Consider the following 17189-nt stretch of genomic DNA (forward strand, 5'->3'; position numbering starts at 1 on the left):
CTAAACTCCTTCTACTAACAGCGCGCCCCATTGGAAACCAGCCCCAAAGGCAGCAAACACCACTTGATCTCCGGCGGCAAAATGATGATCCCACTCGCAGGCCGCAATCAGCATTGAGGCCGAACTGGTGTTGCCATAGCGGGCAATATTCGAATAAAACTTGCCGCCCTCGACCCCAAGAGTCTGAGCGATCCTCGTGATCAGATTCGAGTTCGCCTGGTGCATCAGAAAGGTATGCACATCAGAGGCCTCCAGGCCCGCGCGGCGCAGCACGGCAAGGATCGCAGCTGGTACCTTTCGCGCGGCGTGCATGATCACCATCCGCCCGTTCATGTACACCGGCGCATTGAAATCGAGCCGTAGCTCCAGCGCACTTGCGCCATCGCTACCCAGTTCAAAATCGACCATCCGCGCCACACCCTGATCGCGATCGACCAGAACCGCGCCAGCACCATCGCCAAACAGCATGGCCGTCCCTTTTTCAATCGGCGGCGTCAGCGCAATCTCGCTCATCTTCTCCGCGGCCACCACCAAGACTTTGCCCACGCGCGCGGCCCACATCTCGGCCTGGGCCAGGGCAAATAGCGCGCCCGCACTGGCCATCGGAACATCGATCGCAATCGCCTGCGCCGCGCCCAATCGGTGCTGCACTTCGCTTGCCGGCCCCGGAAAGCGCCGCTCGGCACTGCCGCTCGAAACCAGAATCAAGCCCAGTTCTTCCGCCCCGACACCGCTGCGCTCCAGCGCGTCCTTGCCTGCGGCGGCAGCCATCTCTGCTACCGTTTCCCCTGCGCGGGCAAAGCGCCGCTCCTCGATGCCCGACATCTCGTGAATCCAGGACGGCTCGGCTCCAATTTGCGCGCCGATTTCGGCATTGCCGACCACGCGCTCCGGAAGATACTTGCCGAACCCACGCAGAAAAGCCATGAATCTATTGATGCGCCTCAACGTAGCCGACGATCTTGTCGATCGTGTCGAACTTACGGGGGTTCAAGTCAGAATCGGGAACGCTGATCTTATACTCGGCTTCGAGTGCCGTCACCAGGTCAGTCAGCGCAAAGCTGTCGAGCAGCCCGCTATCAAAAAGACTTTCATCGGAAGCGATGTTGACGGGCTTCTTTGCCACTGTCGCGACGATCTCACTAATTTTGTTTTGAATCATTGTTATTGCCAGTACTGTCGCCAAAAACTTTCTGCCGGATGCGCCGGAACTCTTCGTAGTGCGCCATCAGGTCCTTATAGAGGGTCTCGCCCACCAGACGATAGCCAGCGCCCGTCAGGTGCACAAAATCACCCTGCGCAAAACCCGCGTAAACCCAACGCTGAATGGCTCCGCTGCCACCCATTCTTTCCCGTAAATCCCAGAACGCGCAGCCCATCTCCAAGGCAACGGCGCGCTGTGCCTCGCTGATCATATCGAGCTTCGGGACAGGTACCCAGGCCCGGTTGACGCGCTGCGCTCGATCAGGAGGTCCCACCACGAGGAAACTAGCCCCGGGAGCCATCGCGCGAAAACGCTGCAGCACACCGCGGAACATCGCACGGTAGGTCTCGGGAGTCCAATCCCGGTTGCTGGCCTCGTTGGTCCCATAGGCGAAGACGATCAGGCCCGGATTGCGCTTGGCCACCAGTTCGCGCAGTTGATTCTCTTCCCAACGCAAGCTCAGATTCGCCTGCGCGCCATTGATGCCGAGTGTCTCCCAGGTCAGGCCCTGGTTGCGCTCTGTCACCCAGCCGAGCAGACGCACCGGCGCATGGCTCAGCGTTTCGACGGTAAAGCGCTTGAGACCTTCGGGCGTCGCCATACTCCAATAGCCGGGGCCCAACGGTCCGTCGGTGCTGATGGTGGCAGTCTCTGTGCCATCGATCGATACCCGGAACTTGCCGCCACCCGGTTGCTGTAAGTAGGACAACTCCACATTCTGCCCTTCGGCATCCAGGTACACCGTCTCGCCGGCCCGCTGGGCCGCAATCGAGACGCCGCCCAGGCCGTAATAGCCGTCAGATCCCTTGGTCAACAGGCCTTCGGTCTCCCAACGTGTGCTCTGGCCGCTCTTGACGTCATAGCGGCGGTAACCGGCGAAAGGCCGCCCCGCAATACTGTAACCAGCCCCACCATTTCCGAAACGTCCCTGAAACAGAACACGCAACTGGTTCGCCCAATCGTCACTGGCCGTATGGGAATCGCCATACTGCAGCACATGGAGATTCTTCTCTTTGCTCTGCTCCATTTGCCAGAGCTGCTCATAGAAGGGCACCAATGCGGCTGAGTTCTCAATCGCTGCGGCGGCAACGGCATCCATCGCGCCCGACACGTATTCCTGGGACGCCTCTTTCACTTTGGCGCTCACCACAGGCGGCTTGGCCACCACAACGCGTTTCTTTGTGGTCTTCTTCGCGCTCGACTTCTTTGTGCTGCTCGAGACTTTTTTTGCTGTCGGTTTCGCGGGCGCCTTCTTGGTGGCGCCGGTCAGCAAACCTGCCAATAGCACCGCACCTGCCGCCAATGTGAATCCGCGCAGCATAATTCCACTTTAATCTTCGCAAAACCGGAGAGCCTCTGGCATCGTCGTAGCAGTGATGCTCTCCCGCCGCGCTCTTCTCCTGGCTAGTCCAGCCTTCGCTCAGGACCCCACGTTTTCCAGTAACGTGAATGTCATCAACCTGCTGGCTACTGTGCGCGACAAGCGTGGGCAGCTCATCCAAAACCTGACCGAAGAGGATTTCATCCTCACCGAAACCGGAAAACCTCAAAAAATTCGCTATTTCTCGCAACAGACCGACCTGCCGCTTCGCCTCGGTCTGCTCGTTGACACCAGCATGAGCCAGGAGAAAGTGATCCCCGCGGAACGAGCCGCGGCCTACCGTTTTCTCGATCAGGTGCTGCGCGAGAAACTGGACAGGGTCTTCCTGATTCAGTTCGATACCCTTGCCCGGGTCCGCCTCGGCTTCAGCAGCAATCGTTCGCAGTTGGAAGGCATTCTGAACGACATCGATACTCCCACCCGCAAGGAGCTGCGCGCGGCGGGCGGATCGGGAACCGCGTTTTTCGACGCGATTGGGTCAGGTGCCGAACTGATGAAAGCAGAAACCGGGCGTAAAGCGCTGATTGTGCTGTCCGACGGCGTCGATTCGTCCAGTGACCAGACCCTCGCCACAGCGATCGAGCTGGCCTTGCGTGCCGACACCCTCGTCTATACGGTGTACTTCACTGACCCGGCCTTTTACAGCCTCGGCTTCGGGGTGCCAAACGGGCACGCAGTGATGGCCCGGCTGGCCAAAGAGACAGGCGGCGGCTTCTTCGAAGTCTCAAAAAAAATGACGATCGAAGCCATTTTCCAGGCCATCGAGCAGGAACTGCGCAGCCAATACAGCATTGGCTATGTCTCCGACATCCCGGTCGGCTTTCCCGCCTTCCGCAAGATCCACCTGAGCACCCGGCAAAAGGGACTGGTCGTACAAACCCGCGACGGCTATTGGCCAAAACGGCCCTGAGCCTTACTCGACCGTAACGGACTTTGCCAGATTCCGTGGCTGATCGACATCGCAGCCCAGCCGCACCGCAATGTGATAGGCCAGCAACTGCATCGGAATGATCTCAAGCAGTGGCAACAGCATCTCGCTGGTGACCGGAATCGGGATGACATAATCGGCCATCTCGGCGATTTCCTTGTCGCCTTCGTTCGAGATCGCCACCACAATACCGCTCCGCGCCTTCACTTCCTGGATATTCGACACGGTCTTCTCATAACGCAGCCGGCTCTCGGCATCGTCCGGATCATAGGCAGCCAAAATCACCACCGGCAGATTCTCATCAATCAGCGCATTCGGGCCATGCTTCATCTCGCCCGCCGGATAGCCTTCGGCATGGATGTAGCTGATTTCTTTCAGCTTCAAGGCCCCCTCAAGCGCAATTGGAAAGTGAATGCCACGCCCGAGATACAGAAAATCCTTCGCCTTATGCAGCGAGCGGGCCAGATTCTGGTAGATCACCTCGCTGGCCAGAATCTGCTCCATCTTCCCCGGAATCTTCAGTGCTTCTTCGATCTGGGCGCGCACCTGCGCCTCGGTCAAAGTACCGCGCTCCTGGCCGAGATAAAGTGCCAAGACAAACAACGCGGTCAACTGGCTGGTGAAGGCCTTGGTTGAGGCAACGCCAATTTCGGGCCCGGCATGCGTCATCAGCATTCCGGCGGCCTCGCGCGTGATCATCGAGCCAATCACGTTGCAGATGGCGAGCGTCGGCGAGCCTTTGCTCTTTGCCTCGCGTTGCGCGGCGAGCGTATCAGCCGTCTCACCCGACTGCGAAATCACGATCGTCAGCGTATCGGGGCCCAGGATCGGGTCGCGATAGCGGAATTCGCTGCCATAATCGACTTCTACCGGGACTCGCGCCAGCTTTTCGATCAAAAACTTGCCTGCCAGAGCCGCATGCCAACTGGTGCCGCAGGCCACAATGCGAATCTGCCGGAAGCCGCGCATCTGCTCGGGCGAAATGAGCACTTCATCGAGAAAGGCGCGGCCCGACTCTGCCCCCAGACGTCCGAGCATCGTGTCGCGCGTCGAGCGCGGCTGCTCGTAGATCTCTTTCTGCATGAAGTGCTTGTAGCCGCCCTTTTCCGCCATGATCGGGTCCCAGAGGATGCGCGAAACACTGCGGGTGACCGGATTGCCTACAAAATCAGTCAGCGTGACGCCGCTCGCCGTCAGAATCGCCATATCCCCATCGGCAAGAAAGAACATGTCGCGGGTGTGGCTCAGGATGGCAGGGACATCGGAGGCGACAAAATACTCGTCCTCGCCCAAACCGATCACTACCGGCGGCCCCTGCCGGGCGGCGACAATCTTGTTCGGGTCCAGGCGGGAAATGATGGCAATGGCCAGCACGCCCTGGATCTGCGCGAGCGCGGCGCGCACGGCCTCCTCGAGATTGCCCGTAAAGGCATCTTCTACGAGGTGGGCAATGATCTCAGTGTCGGTTTCGGACAGAAAAACATGCCCGCGCGCCTGTAGACCATGCCGCAAAACGAGGTAGTTCTCAACAATGCCGTTGTGGACCACCACCAGATTCCCTTTGGAATCGCGATGGGGATGGGCATTCTCTTCGGTTGGGCGGCCATGGGTGGCCCAACGCGTGTGACCGATGCCGAAGTTGCCATCGGTCGGGTTCTGCCGCAGTGCCTCTTCGAGGTTGCGCAGTTTGCCGGAAGCACGGCGTACTGAGATCGTCTGGGTGTCGTCAAAAACTGCGATTCCCGCCGAATCGTAGCCCCGATACTCCAAACGCTTCAATCCATCCATAATGATGGACACGGCCTGACGACCGCCGATATAGCCAACGATTCCACACATAGTGTTCTCCGGTGCTGCTTCGCGTTCGTCCGTCAGGAAGGAAGAATTTTAGTCGAGAATTTCGATCTGGAAATCTTCGATCACCGGATTCGACAAAACTTCCGCTGAGATCGACTCCAAATTCTTGGCTACTGTTTCCTTCGAGACGGCAGAGTCCAGCTCAATATCAAAATACTTACCTTGCCGGACGCTCAGAATCTCTGCGTGACCCAAGGAACGCAGTGCTTTCGAGATGGTCTGGCCTTGAGGATCAAGGACCGAAGGTTTCAGGGATACGTGGACACGAGCTTTCATCGTTCCTACCAGTTTAGGGCAGCGTGGGTTTCAAAGTGGGAAAATGGAAGCTTCCTATCATGACCGGTCATCAAGTTCGTCAGACATTTCTCGATTTCTTTGCGGGCCACCAGCACCGCATCGTCCGCTCTTCTTCGCTCGTTCCCGCGGACGACCCCACCCTCCTGTTCACGAACGCGGGCATGAACCAGTTCAAGGAGATCTTCCTTGGCCAGGAAAAGCGCGACTACTCGCGCGCCACCACTTCGCAGAAATGCGTGCGCGCCGGCGGCAAGCACAACGATCTTGAGAATGTCGGCTACACCCGCCGCCACCACACCTTCTTTGAGATGCTGGGGAATTTCAGCTTTGGAGACTACTTCAAGGCCGACGCGATCTCCTTTGCCTGGGAACTGATCACCAAGGTCTACAGCATCCCGAAGGAACGCCTCTATGTCACCGTCTTCCGCGAGGATGACGAAGCCGAAGAGCTGTGGCAGAAGGTCACCGGCATCTCGAAATCGCGCATCTTCCGTCTGGACGAGAAGGACAACTTCTGGCAGATGGGCGACACCGGCCCCTGCGGCCCTTGCTCGGAGATTCACTTTGACCTGGGCCCCGAAGGCGCTGGCCCCGGTCATGAGCACGAAGAATTTCCCCTCGACGGCGGCGGCCGCTTTGTCGAATTCTGGAACCTCGTCTTCATGCAGTACGACCGTAGCGCCGACGGCGTGCTGACGCCGCTGCCGCGCCCCTCGATCGACACCGGCATGGGTCTTGAGCGCATGGCCGCCATTCTGCAAGGCAAACTCTCGAATTACGAATGCGATCTGATCGTGCCGATCCGCGACAAGGCGACCGAACTGCTGGGCAACAAGATGAAGCCCGCGACGCTGAACGTCGTTGCCGATCACTCCCGCGCCGCTGAGTTTTTGATCCACGACGGCGTGCTGCCGGCCAATGACGGCCGCGGTTATGTGTTGCGCAAGATCATCCGCCGCGCCATCCGCCACGCCCGCCGTGACGGCTTTGAAGGCATCTTCCTCCACCAGATGACGCCCTTTGTCGCCGAGTTCATGAGCGGCGCCTATCCCGAACTGCTCGAAAGCACCGAACGCGTCTCGCGCATCGTCAAAGAAGAAGAGCTGCGCTACGCCTCCACCTTCCTGGTAGCCGAAAAGATGTTCCGCGACGAAGCAAAGACCGCTGTCGGTGGCATCCTCCCCGGCGCGGCCGCCTTCAAGCTCTATGACACCTATGGCCTGGGCCTCGACGAGCAGGAAGACATGGCTCGTGAACTTGGCCTGGGCATCGATGTCGCCGGTTTTGACGAAGCGATGGAAGGCCAGAAGCAACGCGCCCGCGCCAGTTGGAAGGGCGCCGAGAAGGCCACCGTCAACCCCGCCTTCGCCGAGCTCCCCAAGACCCAGTTCCTCGCCTACACCAATCTCGAATCCACCGCCAAGGTGCTCTATGCGAGCGACAGCGAAGTGGTGCTGGACCAGTCGCCCTTCTATGCGAACTCCGGTGGCCAGATAGGCGACAACGGCGCGCTCTACGATGCCGCAACGGGCGAGAAGCTGGCCGAAGTCAGTGGCGCCGCCTACGGCATGCCCGGCCTGATTGTCCACAAGATCAAGAGCCTGAAGCCGATCGCAGTTGGCGATACGGTGCTCGCGCAGGTGGAAGCCTCCGCGCGCAGCGCCTCGATGCGCCACCACACGGCCACCCACCTGCTGCAGGCCGCGCTACAGAAGGTGCTGGGCCGCCACGTCAAGCAGGCTGGTAGCGTTGTCGAGCCGAATCGGCTTCGTTTTGACTTTACGCATTACGCCGCGCTGAGCGCCGAAGAGAAGGCCGAGATCGAAGCACTGGTCAATGCCGAAGTGCTTGAAAACATCGACGTCGCCACTAATGTCATGAGTCTCGATGAAGCGCTGCAGTCGGGCGCCATGGCTTTGTTTGGCGAAAAGTATGGCGACAATGTCCGCGTCGTCCGCATCGGCGACTTCTCGAAGGAACTCTGCGGCGGCACCCACGTCAAGCGCACCGGCGACATCGGCGGCGTCAAGATTGTCTACGAAGGCTCCAGCTCTGCCGGGGTCCGGCGCATCGAGGCGGTTGCCGGTCCGCGGGTCACCGAATACTTTGAGGAACAGTTGAGCGCCAAGGACCAGGCCCTCGCCCGTGCCGAAAAGGAAAAGAAAGATCTCGAACAGGCCCTCGCCCAACTGAAGGAGCAATTGGCGCTGGCCCAATCCTCCACCCTGCAGCCCGAAGAGTTGAAGGGGCTGAAGGTGATCCGGGCCAAGGTCAACAACATGGACCGCGTGCAGATGCGCTCGGTCGCCGACGACTTCCTCAATCGCGGCGCAGCCGACATCATCGTGCTGGGCAGCGAAACCGCGGGCGGCACCGTCGAGTTCATCTCAGCAGTGCGCAAGGACCTGACGCCGAAAATCCATGCTGGCAACATCATCAAGAGCATCAGCGAGATTGTCGGCGGCAAGGGCGGCGGCCGTCCCGACCGCGCCGAAGGCGGCGGCAAGGATGTGGCCCGCATGGCCGAAGCACTCCAAAAAGTAGCGGAGCTGATCTAGATGTTGGACGTGGTGGTTGTCGGAGCGGGCCCAACCGGGCTCGCTTGTGGAATCGAACTGCGCAAGCGCGGTCTCAGCGTCGAGTTGATCGAGAAAGGCTGCGTCGTCAACTCGCTCTACAACTACCCGACCAACATGGTCTTTTTCACGACGCCAGAACTGCTCGAAATCGGCGGCATCCCGATGACCGCCATGAATGAAAAGCCAACCCGCAACGAAGCGCTGAAGTATTACCGGCGCGTCGCCGACCACTTCAAGCTGCACATCCGGCAATATGAACGGGTGGAATTTGTCGATGGCGAAGACAACCACTTCCGGGTGCATTCCACCACCCGCGAAGGCGAGCCCAAAGTCACCGAGGCGCGCAAGGTGATCTTCTCCACCGGATACTACGATCTGCCGAATCGCCTGGGAGTTCCTGGGGAAGAACTCGAGAAGGTGATTCACTATTACCGCGAGGCCCACCCTTATTACGACGCCGATGTGCTGGTGGTGGGGGCGAAGAATTCCGCCGCCATTGCCGCACTCGAACTGTGGTGGACCGGGGCCCGCGTCACCCTGGTGCATCGGGGCCCGGAGATCCACAATCACGTCAAATATTGGATCAAGCCGAATATCGAAAACCGCATTAAGAATGGGGAGATTCCGGCCTACTTCGATTCGACAATTGTAGAAATCCTGCCGCGCGAAGTCTTACTCCAGACGCCGCAAGGCCAAGTCCGCCTGAAGAATGACTTTGTTTTTGCCTTGGTCGGCTATCATCCTGACTTTACTTTTTTGGAACGGCACGGCATCCGGCTGAATCCTGATACACAGCGTCCTTATTTAGATCCAGACACCTTTGAGACCCAACGGCCTGGCATCTACCTCGCCGGAGTCCTGGTGGCTGGGGTCCATACCAATGAGATCTTCATTGAGAACGGCCGCTTTCATGGCGAAAAAATTGCTGAAGCCATCCGATATAGGATTACAGATGAAGTTTGCCCTACTGCTGCTCCCTCTGCTGGCGACACCCCTGTTCGCCCAGCGGAATCTGGTCACCAAACCCCTTGACCCCACCCGAAGCGTCCGGCTGCGGGTCAATTTGCGGCCGGAGCTTCGCGCCAGCCGGGACCTGGGAAATCTCGCGGCCACAGAGGTTCTCGATTCGATTGAGATCCGCTTTGGAAGGTCCAGCGAGCAGCAAGCCGACATGGACCGGCTGCTCGAAGAACTGCACAAGCCGAGTTCGCCAAACTTTCATCGTTGGCTCAAGCCGGAGGAATATGCCGATCGCTTCGGCGCCTCAGTGGCCGATGTCGCCAAGCTCCGGGCCTGGCTTGAATCGGAAGGCTTCTCCCTGCGCTATCTTTCGAAATCGCGCAGCTACCTCACCGTCTCAGGGCCGGTGTCGAGCGTACGGCGCGCCTTCAAAACAGAACTCCATCGCTTTGAAGTAGACGGACGCCGCCACTTCTCGCACACCGGGATCCCGGAAGTGCCGGAGGCTTTCGCCTCGATGGTGCTCGATATCGAAGGGCTGCATGACTTTCTGCCGCAATCGCAGATCCGCCAGCGCTCCTTGCCGCTTCCCGAAACCACGAATTCCAGCGGCGCTCACTATCTCAGCCCTGACGACTTCGCGCAGATCTACAATCTGAAGCCTGCCTATGAGAACGGCATTGACGGCAGCGGCCAGAAGATCGTGATTGTCGGACAATCGACCATCGACCTGCGCGACATGCAAAGTTTCCGCAAGCGCTACAACTTGCCGGCAAACGATCCCGAACAGATCCTCTATGCCGGCTCGCCCAACCCTGGCGTGACCTCCTCACAGGAGGAAGCAAACCTCGACCTGCAGTGGGCCGCCGCCGTCGCGCGCAACGCCAAGATTTACTACGTCTATGGGCGCAGTGCGTTTAGCGCGGTCGCCTATGCCGTCGAGCAGAACTATGCGCCGATCATCAGCGCCAGCTTTAGCGGCGGTTGCGAGGCGAGTAATTCCTTTGCCACCCTTGCTTCTCTTCGCCTGCTGGCCCAGCAGGCCAATGTCCAGGGCATCACCTGGGTGAACTCTTCTGGCGATGCCGGCCCAGCAGGTTGCGATGCGAACGGAACCGCGATCGCGCAAAATGGCTTGTCCTTGCGCATCCCTTCGAGTACGCCGGAGATCACCTCGGTTGGCGGAACAGAGTTGAATGACCGGGGCGGCACTTACTGGAGAAGTACGAACGACGCGAATCTGGCCTCGGCGCTTTCGTATATCCCGGAAGTTCCCTGGAATGAGAGTGCCGCCACCAATCGCCTGCTCGCCGGTGGCGGAGGCATCAGCAACTTCCATCCCCGCCCGCCTTGGCAGGCAGGCCCGGGAGTGGGCACCGAGCTGTATCGCAAATCTCCCGATGTAGCCTTTGCGGCCTCCTCCTATAACGGCTACTACGTGATCTATCAGGGTACGGGGTATATCTTCTCGGGCACCAGCGCCTCAGCCCCCGCCTTTGCCGGAATCCTGGCGCTGGTGCTGCAGACCACCGGGCAAAATGGATTGGGGAACGCCAACCGGCTGCTCTATCCCTTGGCGCAGACCAATCCTGAGGTTTTTCATGACGTCGCCACTGGCGATACCTTCATGCCCTGCTCCCAGGATGCGCCCGATTGCCGGAACGGCAAGATGGGCTATGCAGCGGGCGCGGGTTATGACATGTCGACCGGACTCGGGTCGGTGGACGTCGCCAAGCTGCTCGCAGCCTGGCCGCAGCAGAATGCGGCCAAGTCTCTCATTACGCTGTCCAGCAGCAAGGATCCGGTCTATGCACAGCCGGACACAAGCGGCCTCATCTGGACCTATACCCTGACCTTGAAGGAACATGCCGGAGTGGCCGCGGAGATCCGCTACTTCCGCATCAACGGCGAAGACAATACAAGCCAGATCCGGAGCTTCTTTGGCAGCAGCACCCTGCCCGCCAATGGAGCGCTGAGCACCGGACTGAGCGCACGGGGCCTGAGCGCTCCGCTGGTGCGCACCTACGAGATCGGGGGGACCGATGCGAACGGCGCCGACTGGACCCAAACCCTCTATCTGCCCTTCTATCCCCTCCCGGTGACGCCCACCATTGGCGGGGTGGCAAATGGCGCTTCCTTTTCCCAAAGCGTCGCCCCCGGCGGCGTGCTCAGCGTCTTTGGCGCCAATCTCGCGGAAAGAACCCAGGCGGCGGCCGCCGTTCCGCTCTTAACGTTCATGGGAGCGATTTCGGCGACAATCAACGGCGTCAGCGCTCCGTTCTACTACGTGTCTCCGAGCCAGGTGAATCTACAGATTCCGTTCACCACAGCGCCGGGCACCGCGGAACTGATTCTCGGCTTCCTCCAGGGCAATGCGGCGCGCTACACCTTCAACGTCCAATCGGTCGCCCCGGGCATCTTTACCGACGGCAACCGCTTCACGGTGCCGCAAACCAGTTGTGGCCGGGGCGAGACCTGTATCCTGTTTATCACCGGACAAGGCGCGGTCAGCCCGGCGCTTGCCACGGGCGCGGCGCCAAGCGCCAACAGCAGCATCGCCAATCTTCCGAAACCAATGGCTCCCGTCTCGATGACGATCGGCGAGGTTCCGGCCAGAATCGAGTTCGCCGGCATTCCGCCCAGCCTCGTCGGCGTAATGCAGCTCAACTTCACCGTTGCTGCCAATACGCCATCAGGAACCCAGCAGGTGATCGTAAAAGTGGGGAACACCGAGAGCGCGGCCGCGAAAATCAACGTGAACTGAGCGCTCCCGTCCAGAGGAACATAGAATAGCTGCATGCTATCTCGCAGACAATTCACGGCTGGCGTGCTCGCCACGGCCGGAGCGGCCAGTCTTTCGGCGGCCAAAATCAACTCCACATTCAAGGGCGTCACCATCGGCGCTCAAAGCTATAGCTTCCGCGACGGCGATCTCGACAAAGCGATTGCGTCCATGAAGGAAATCGGCATCGGCTCCGTCGAACTCTGGAGCGGCCACGTCGAACCGAAGATGCAACGCAACGAACTGCGCAACTGGCGCGAGACTGTTGCGCTGAGCCACTTCGAACAGGTGCGCAAGAAACTCGACGACGCAGGCATTCAGCTCTGGGCCTACAACTACAGCTTCCGCGATGACTTCTCGGACAAAGAAATGGCCCGCGGCTTCGAGTTTGCCAAGGCGCTTGGCGTCACCCGCCTGACGGCCTCCTCCAATGTCAGCACTGCCGCCCGCATCGATCCCTATGCCTCGAAGGCGAAGGTCTATGTCGGCATGCACAACCATTCGAACCTCCGGCCGAATGAGTTTGCCACCGCCGAGAACTTTGCCGAAGCGATGAAGGGCAAGAGCAAGTACATTGCGGTGAATCTCGACATCGGCCACTTTGTTGCCGCAGGCTTCGATCCCATCGAGTATCTGCCGAAGATCGCGCCGCATGTGGTTTCGCTGCACATCAAGGATCGCAAGAAGAACCAGGGCGCCAATGTCGTGTTTGGGGAAGGCGATACGCCCATCCACCAGGTGCTGCAACTGATGGCTGCCAAGAAGTACAAGTTCCCCGCCAACATCGAATACGAGTACAAGGGCGCCGACACGCTCACCGAAGTGAAGAAGTGCTTCGAGTACTGCAAAAAGGGTCTCGCCTAACCATGAACCAGCACGCAGGCTCGCGCCGCACCTTTCTCGCCGCCCTGGCGGCAAGCATGCCTCTCGGCGCGGCCGGGCCTGCGCTGACCGCCACCCAGGTGGTGGAAAAGATCCAAGCAGCCGTCGGTGTACCGTGGCGCACGGAGACGGTGGACAAAATTGTCGCTGGCTCGCCCGAGGTGGCGGTGCAGGGCATCGCGACCACGATGATGGCCACGCTCGAGGTCTGCCAGCGCGCCGCAGCCGCCGGCAAGAACTTCGTCATCACCCATGAGCCCACCTACTACACCCATCTCGACCGCTTTGCGGGCATGGAAAAAGACCCCGCCTTCCAGTTCAAGGATGAGTTTCTGCGCAAAAACAAAATGGCCGTGTTCCGTTTTCACGATCATTGGCATGCGCGCCGGCCCGATGGCATCCAGACCGGCATGCTGCGGGATCTCGGCTGGGAAAAGCATCTGGACCCGAACAACTCGCGCCGCCTCAACTTCCCCGGCCTCAAGCTCTCCAGCTTTGCCAAGGAAATCGAAGCCAAATTGCAGATTCGCACCATGCGCGTCGTCGGCGATCCGGATCTGATCGTCAACACCGTAGCGGCGAATTGGGGCTATGGCTCCTTTGAGGGAGGCCTGCGCAGCATGGCCCAACCGAATGTTGACGTGCTGATCGTCGGCGAGTGCCGCGAATGGGAACTGGTGGAGTATGCGCAGGATTTGATTGCCTCGGGGCAGAAGAAAGCGCTCATCGTGCTAGGCCACGTCGTCTCCGAGCAGGCAGGCATGAAGTACTGCGCCGAATGGCTGAAGGACGTTGTTCCCGGCCTTCCCATCGAATTCATCGCGGCGGCGGAGCCCTTTTGGCATCCCGACAAGCCATTTGCAATAAAGCGGCCTTAATTCTTGCCACAATCCTAAAGCTCAGCCCCTAAGCGCTCGATGAAACTTACTGGAGCAGTATGGCCAGTGCCGTCCATCGGGTAGAGCCCTCAACCGTCCTCGCAAATGCCGCGCATATCCTCAAGGAGCCGGTGCGCCGTCCCTTGTCGCATATGGCGCAGTGGCTCTCGCCGTTGTCCGATGGTCTGGAGAAGCAATTCGTCGCCCGGCTGAAGGCGCTTCGCTTTGAATCCCGCCAAGTGCAGGCGCTGATTGCAATCACCACCGGCACCGCCGCGCGGGTTCTGGGCCCGGCCAAGGGCAACCGCAAGTCAATTCTTGAGTTTCTCGAGCAGGTGGAATACAGTGGCCGCCGTCTGGCGAAGCTGAATCTGCCCCCTAGCGGCATCCAACTCGCCTTGCAGGAATACGATAAGGTTCTGTTGCCGCTGATCGCCCGTCTTGGGCCCGAGCGTGCCGCTGAATTCCGTTGGGCCAACGAGCAACTCCATTTCTGCGTCCTGCTCACCCTCAATAACGCTTATTACCAGGTCCGCGAGAGCGAAACCCAGGCCTACAACGAGCTCTTCCGCATTGAGCTGGAGAGCCGGAGTCTGCATGAGTTGCTACGGCGTTTTCTGACCACCCTCGCCACGCTGTACCACGCCGACAGCGCTTGCCTGTTTTTCCTCGACAAGAACGACCAGGTGTTGGTGCCGATGGCCTTTGTCGGAGTCGGCAGCAAAACACCGCCGCATCTGGTATCGAATGAGCCCAAGCTGACGGCGGCACTCAGTTCTGCCTTTTGCGTTGAGGAAGGGGGTCCCAATTCCGAACTCATTCTTGACCGGCGCACCCGCAACAAATACACCACCTGCTGGAGTGTGCCGCTCCTGGATGGCTCCCGTTTGCGCGGGGTCATGCAGTTCCGCTTCCGCAAAACCTATGAGTGGCTGCCCCGGGAACAGGAAATGCTTGAAGTAGCCGGCGAGCGCTGTCTGATGGCGGCGGCCAAGGCTCGCCTGATGGAAGATCTGGCGGCGCGCGAGGAGCAAGTGCGGCGTCTGGCGGAGCGGATGCTGCAAGTCGAGGAGATGGAGCGGCGCCGGATCAGCCGGGAGCTGCACGATGAGGCAGGGCAGTCGATGCTCTGCATTCGCCTGCAACTCGAAATGATCGAGGGCAACCTGGGGCCCAAAGAAAACGAACTCAAGGGCAAACTCCAGGAAACGCGCGATCTCACTGAGCGCACGATTCTCGAGATCCGCCGGTTGATCGCCGCCCTGAGCCCCGCCGTGCTCGAGCAATTGGGTCTGGGCGCCGCGCTCCGGCAACTGGTGAGCCGCTTTAGCCGGGTCCACACCGCGCGAGTGAAACTGGCGCTATCGCGGATGGGGAAACTACCTAAGAAGACGGAAGTGATTCTCTATCGGCTTGTTCAGGAATGTATGAACAACGTTGCGAAACATTCTCAGGCTTCTCATGTAAACATTTCGCTCGAAAGTGCCGATGGAGTGTTAAGGCTGAACGTCGAAGACGATGGCATTGGCTTCGAGGTAGAGGAGGCTCTATCCCGTAGGGATTCCTACGGTTTGGCTGGGTTGCGCGAACGCGTAGCACTCTTAGGTGGCAAGTTCTATGTCGAGAGCCATCCGAGATTGCCCGGAAAAGACGGAGGAAATAAGGCAGACACCCCAGTGTCCCGCCTGAATGAATCCGTGGCCCGCGGAGGAATGAAGTTCAAAGGCCGTTTTCGGAAAGGGACTCGAATTCATATCGAGTTGCCGCTGTTGCGTGAAGTGAACTAGAAACCCGACGTATTTGGGAGGCAGTACAGCATGGCAAAGATCCGAATCCTATTGGCAGACGACCACACACTATTCCGCCAGGGGATTAAAACACTGATCAACGCAGAAGCGGACATGGAAGTGGTGGCGGAGGCCTCCAACGGTGGCGACGCCGTGGATCGGGGCGCTGAAGTCCGTCCCGACCTCGTCCTCATGGACATCGGAATGCCGGGCCTCAGCAGCTTTGAGGCAACGCGCCAGATCAAGAAGAATCGTCCGGAAACCAAGGTCCTGTTTCTGACGATGTATGACGACGAAGATTATCTCGTGGAAGGGATGGAAGTGGGCGCCAGCGGCTATGTCCTGAAAGATAGTCCTTCAGGCCAGTTGGTCAGCGCCATTCGCGACATCTGCCGCGGAGGTAGTTACCTGAGTCCGCGCATGCTCAGCCAACTCGTCGACGACTTCCGCAGCCGCATCAAGAGCGCCAACCGGCTGCCCCGCTTTGCCACCCTCACCACCCGGGAGCGCGAAGTGCTGAAAATGCTGGCCGAAGGCAACAGCGTCAAGGAAATTGCCTGTGACCTCAACCTGAGCGTCAAAACGGTGGAAGCGCACAAGTTCAATCTCATGCGCAAGCTCGATATCCACAACAAGGCGCAGCTCGTGCAGTACGCCATCCAGAAAAAGATCATCAAGATTCCGAATCTGGTTTAGCACCAGCTGGATCGGTACCGATACAATCGCGATGTGCAACGCCGTGATTTTCTAAAGATCAGCCCAGTTCTCGCAGGGCAAGCATTCCCAGCCTCCGCGGCTCCCGTCGCGGAGGCTTTGCTCATTGGAGGCCCTGTCTTTCTCAAATCCGACGATCCAGCCGAGCTCGCCCGCGAACACCGGCGCCTCGGCTACAGTGCCGCCTATTGCCCCCCGGTCCGGATCCACGAAAAAGAACGGCTCCGCGCCATCGAAGCAGCCTATGCCAAGGAGCGCGTTGTCATCGCCGAAGTCGGCGCCTGGAAGAATCTGCTCGACATCGACCCCGCCAAGCGAAAAGAAAACTTCGACTATGTGGTGGAGCGGATGGCCATTGCCGACGAGATCGGCGCCCGCTGCTGTGTCGACATCGCCGGCAGCTACAGCGAGAAGAGCTGGTACGGACCCCACCCGAAAAATCTCTCGAAAGAGGGCTTCGACGCCACGGTCGAGAATTGCCGCCGCATTCTCGATCAGGTCAAACCGAAGCGCAGCTTCTTCACCGTCGAGGTGATGGGCTGGATCCACCCCGATTCGCCCGACAGCTATCTGCGACTGATCAAAGCCGTCGACCGCAAGGGCTTCGCCGTGCATCTCGATGTCTGCAACGCGATCAATTCCCCCAGCAAGTTTTACAATTCGGGCGCCTTGATCGACGAGTGGTTCCGCAAGCTCGGTCCGCACATCCGCAGTTGCCACGCCAAGGACCTCGAGTGGATCGTCGAGTTGAATCTGCATTTCCTTGAAGTCATCCCCGGCCGGGGCCAAGTGGACTACCACTCCTATCTGCGTGGCCTGCGCAGTCTCCAAACACCCGCCCCACTCATGCTCGAACATTTGAAAACAGCCGATGAATACCGGGAAGGCTTCGTCTACATTAAGAAGATTGCCGGTGAGTTAAATTACCCACTGGCCTGAG

The 17189-nt window shown here is 59.5% G+C and carries 14 protein-coding genes; 9 read left to right on the plus strand and 5 right to left on the minus strand.

The genetic code is table 11. The features are described 5' to 3' along the window. Genes M017_RS0107580 through M017_RS0107590 form a run of 3 tightly spaced genes read right to left on the minus strand, consistent with a single transcriptional unit; the run spans window position 1 to window position 2525 of the window. Window positions 1–927, minus strand: coding sequence for a 3-oxoacyl-ACP synthase III family protein (locus M017_RS0107580; RefSeq protein WP_031497045.1), 927 nt, complete (start codon window positions 925–927; stop codon window positions 1–3). A 4-nt stretch (window positions 928–931) separates the two neighbouring features. Then, entirely contained in the window at window positions 932–1162 is a 231-nt protein-coding gene (locus M017_RS0107585) for an acyl carrier protein (protein WP_031497046.1), read from the minus strand. Beyond that, on the minus strand, window positions 1143–2525 hold the full coding sequence (locus M017_RS0107590; protein ID WP_031497047.1) for an SGNH/GDSL hydrolase family protein: 1383 nt from the start codon (window positions 2523–2525) through the stop codon (window positions 1143–1145). Before M017_RS0107590 ends, M017_RS0107585 begins: the two co-directional genes overlap by 20 nt. A 55-nt stretch (window positions 2526–2580) precedes the next feature. Between M017_RS0107590 and M017_RS0107595 the strand changes: the two genes are divergently transcribed. Next, on the plus strand, window positions 2581–3495 hold the full coding sequence (locus M017_RS0107595; protein WP_031497049.1) for a VWA domain-containing protein: 915 nt from the start codon (window positions 2581–2583) through the stop codon (window positions 3493–3495). Window positions 3496–3498: 3 nt separating this feature from the next. Here M017_RS0107595 and glmS read toward each other — a convergent pair whose 3' ends face one another. Both glmS and purS read right to left on the minus strand, forming a co-directional pair. Then, window positions 3499–5352 carry a glutamine--fructose-6-phosphate transaminase (isomerizing) gene (gene glmS / locus M017_RS0107600; RefSeq protein WP_031497051.1) on the minus strand — a complete coding sequence of 618 codons (1854 nt, stop codon included), beginning with the start codon at window positions 5350–5352 and terminating at the stop codon, window positions 3499–3501. Window positions 5353–5400: 48 nt separating this feature from the next. Next, window positions 5401–5646, minus strand: a complete 246-nt coding sequence (gene purS, locus M017_RS0107605) for a phosphoribosylformylglycinamidine synthase subunit PurS (RefSeq protein WP_031497052.1) — start codon at window positions 5644–5646, stop codon at window positions 5401–5403. A 59-nt stretch (window positions 5647–5705) separates the two neighbouring features. On the opposite strand from purS, the gene alaS reads away from it, so the two are divergent. From alaS to M017_RS0107645, 8 genes are read left to right on the plus strand one after another with little or no spacing between them, the layout of a single operon-like run. After that, window positions 5706–8225 (plus strand): alanine--tRNA ligase, encoded by a 2520-nt coding sequence (gene alaS / locus M017_RS0107610; RefSeq protein ID WP_031497054.1) that lies wholly within the window; start codon window positions 5706–5708, stop codon window positions 8223–8225. Continuing rightward, window positions 8226–9278, plus strand: a complete 1053-nt coding sequence (locus M017_RS29925) for a YpdA family putative bacillithiol disulfide reductase (protein WP_080507561.1) — start codon at window positions 8226–8228, stop codon at window positions 9276–9278. Continuing rightward, the gene (locus M017_RS0107620; RefSeq protein ID WP_031497057.1) at window positions 9199–11970 is read left to right on the plus strand and encodes a protease pro-enzyme activation domain-containing protein; all 2772 of its coding nucleotides are present in this window, start codon (window positions 9199–9201) and stop codon (window positions 11968–11970) included. Before M017_RS29925 ends, M017_RS0107620 begins: the two co-directional genes overlap by 80 nt. Before the next feature lie 33 nt (window positions 11971–12003). Then, on the plus strand, window positions 12004–12852 hold the full coding sequence (locus M017_RS0107625; RefSeq protein WP_031497058.1) for a sugar phosphate isomerase/epimerase family protein: 849 nt from the start codon (window positions 12004–12006) through the stop codon (window positions 12850–12852). Window positions 12853–12854: 2 nt separating this feature from the next. Further along, window positions 12855–13748 carry a Nif3-like dinuclear metal center hexameric protein gene (locus M017_RS0107630; protein ID WP_035957720.1) on the plus strand — a complete coding sequence of 298 codons (894 nt, stop codon included), beginning with the start codon at window positions 12855–12857 and terminating at the stop codon, window positions 13746–13748. A 59-nt stretch (window positions 13749–13807) separates the two neighbouring features. Next, entirely contained in the window at window positions 13808–15535 is a 1728-nt protein-coding gene (locus M017_RS27480) for a GAF domain-containing sensor histidine kinase (RefSeq protein ID WP_051669614.1), read from the plus strand. Window positions 15536–15565: 30 nt separating this feature from the next. Then, the gene (locus tag M017_RS0107640; protein WP_031497063.1) at window positions 15566–16231 is read left to right on the plus strand and encodes a response regulator; all 666 of its coding nucleotides are present in this window, start codon (window positions 15566–15568) and stop codon (window positions 16229–16231) included. Between the two features lie 33 nt (window positions 16232–16264). Further along, on the plus strand, window positions 16265–17188 hold the full coding sequence (locus M017_RS0107645; RefSeq protein ID WP_031497064.1) for a sugar phosphate isomerase/epimerase family protein: 924 nt from the start codon (window positions 16265–16267) through the stop codon (window positions 17186–17188). Window position 17189 lies beyond the last annotated feature (1 nt).

It is taken from the genome of Bryobacter aggregatus MPL3 (assembly GCF_000702445.1).
Lineage (GTDB): Bacteria > Acidobacteriota > Terriglobia > Bryobacterales > Bryobacteraceae > Bryobacter > Bryobacter aggregatus.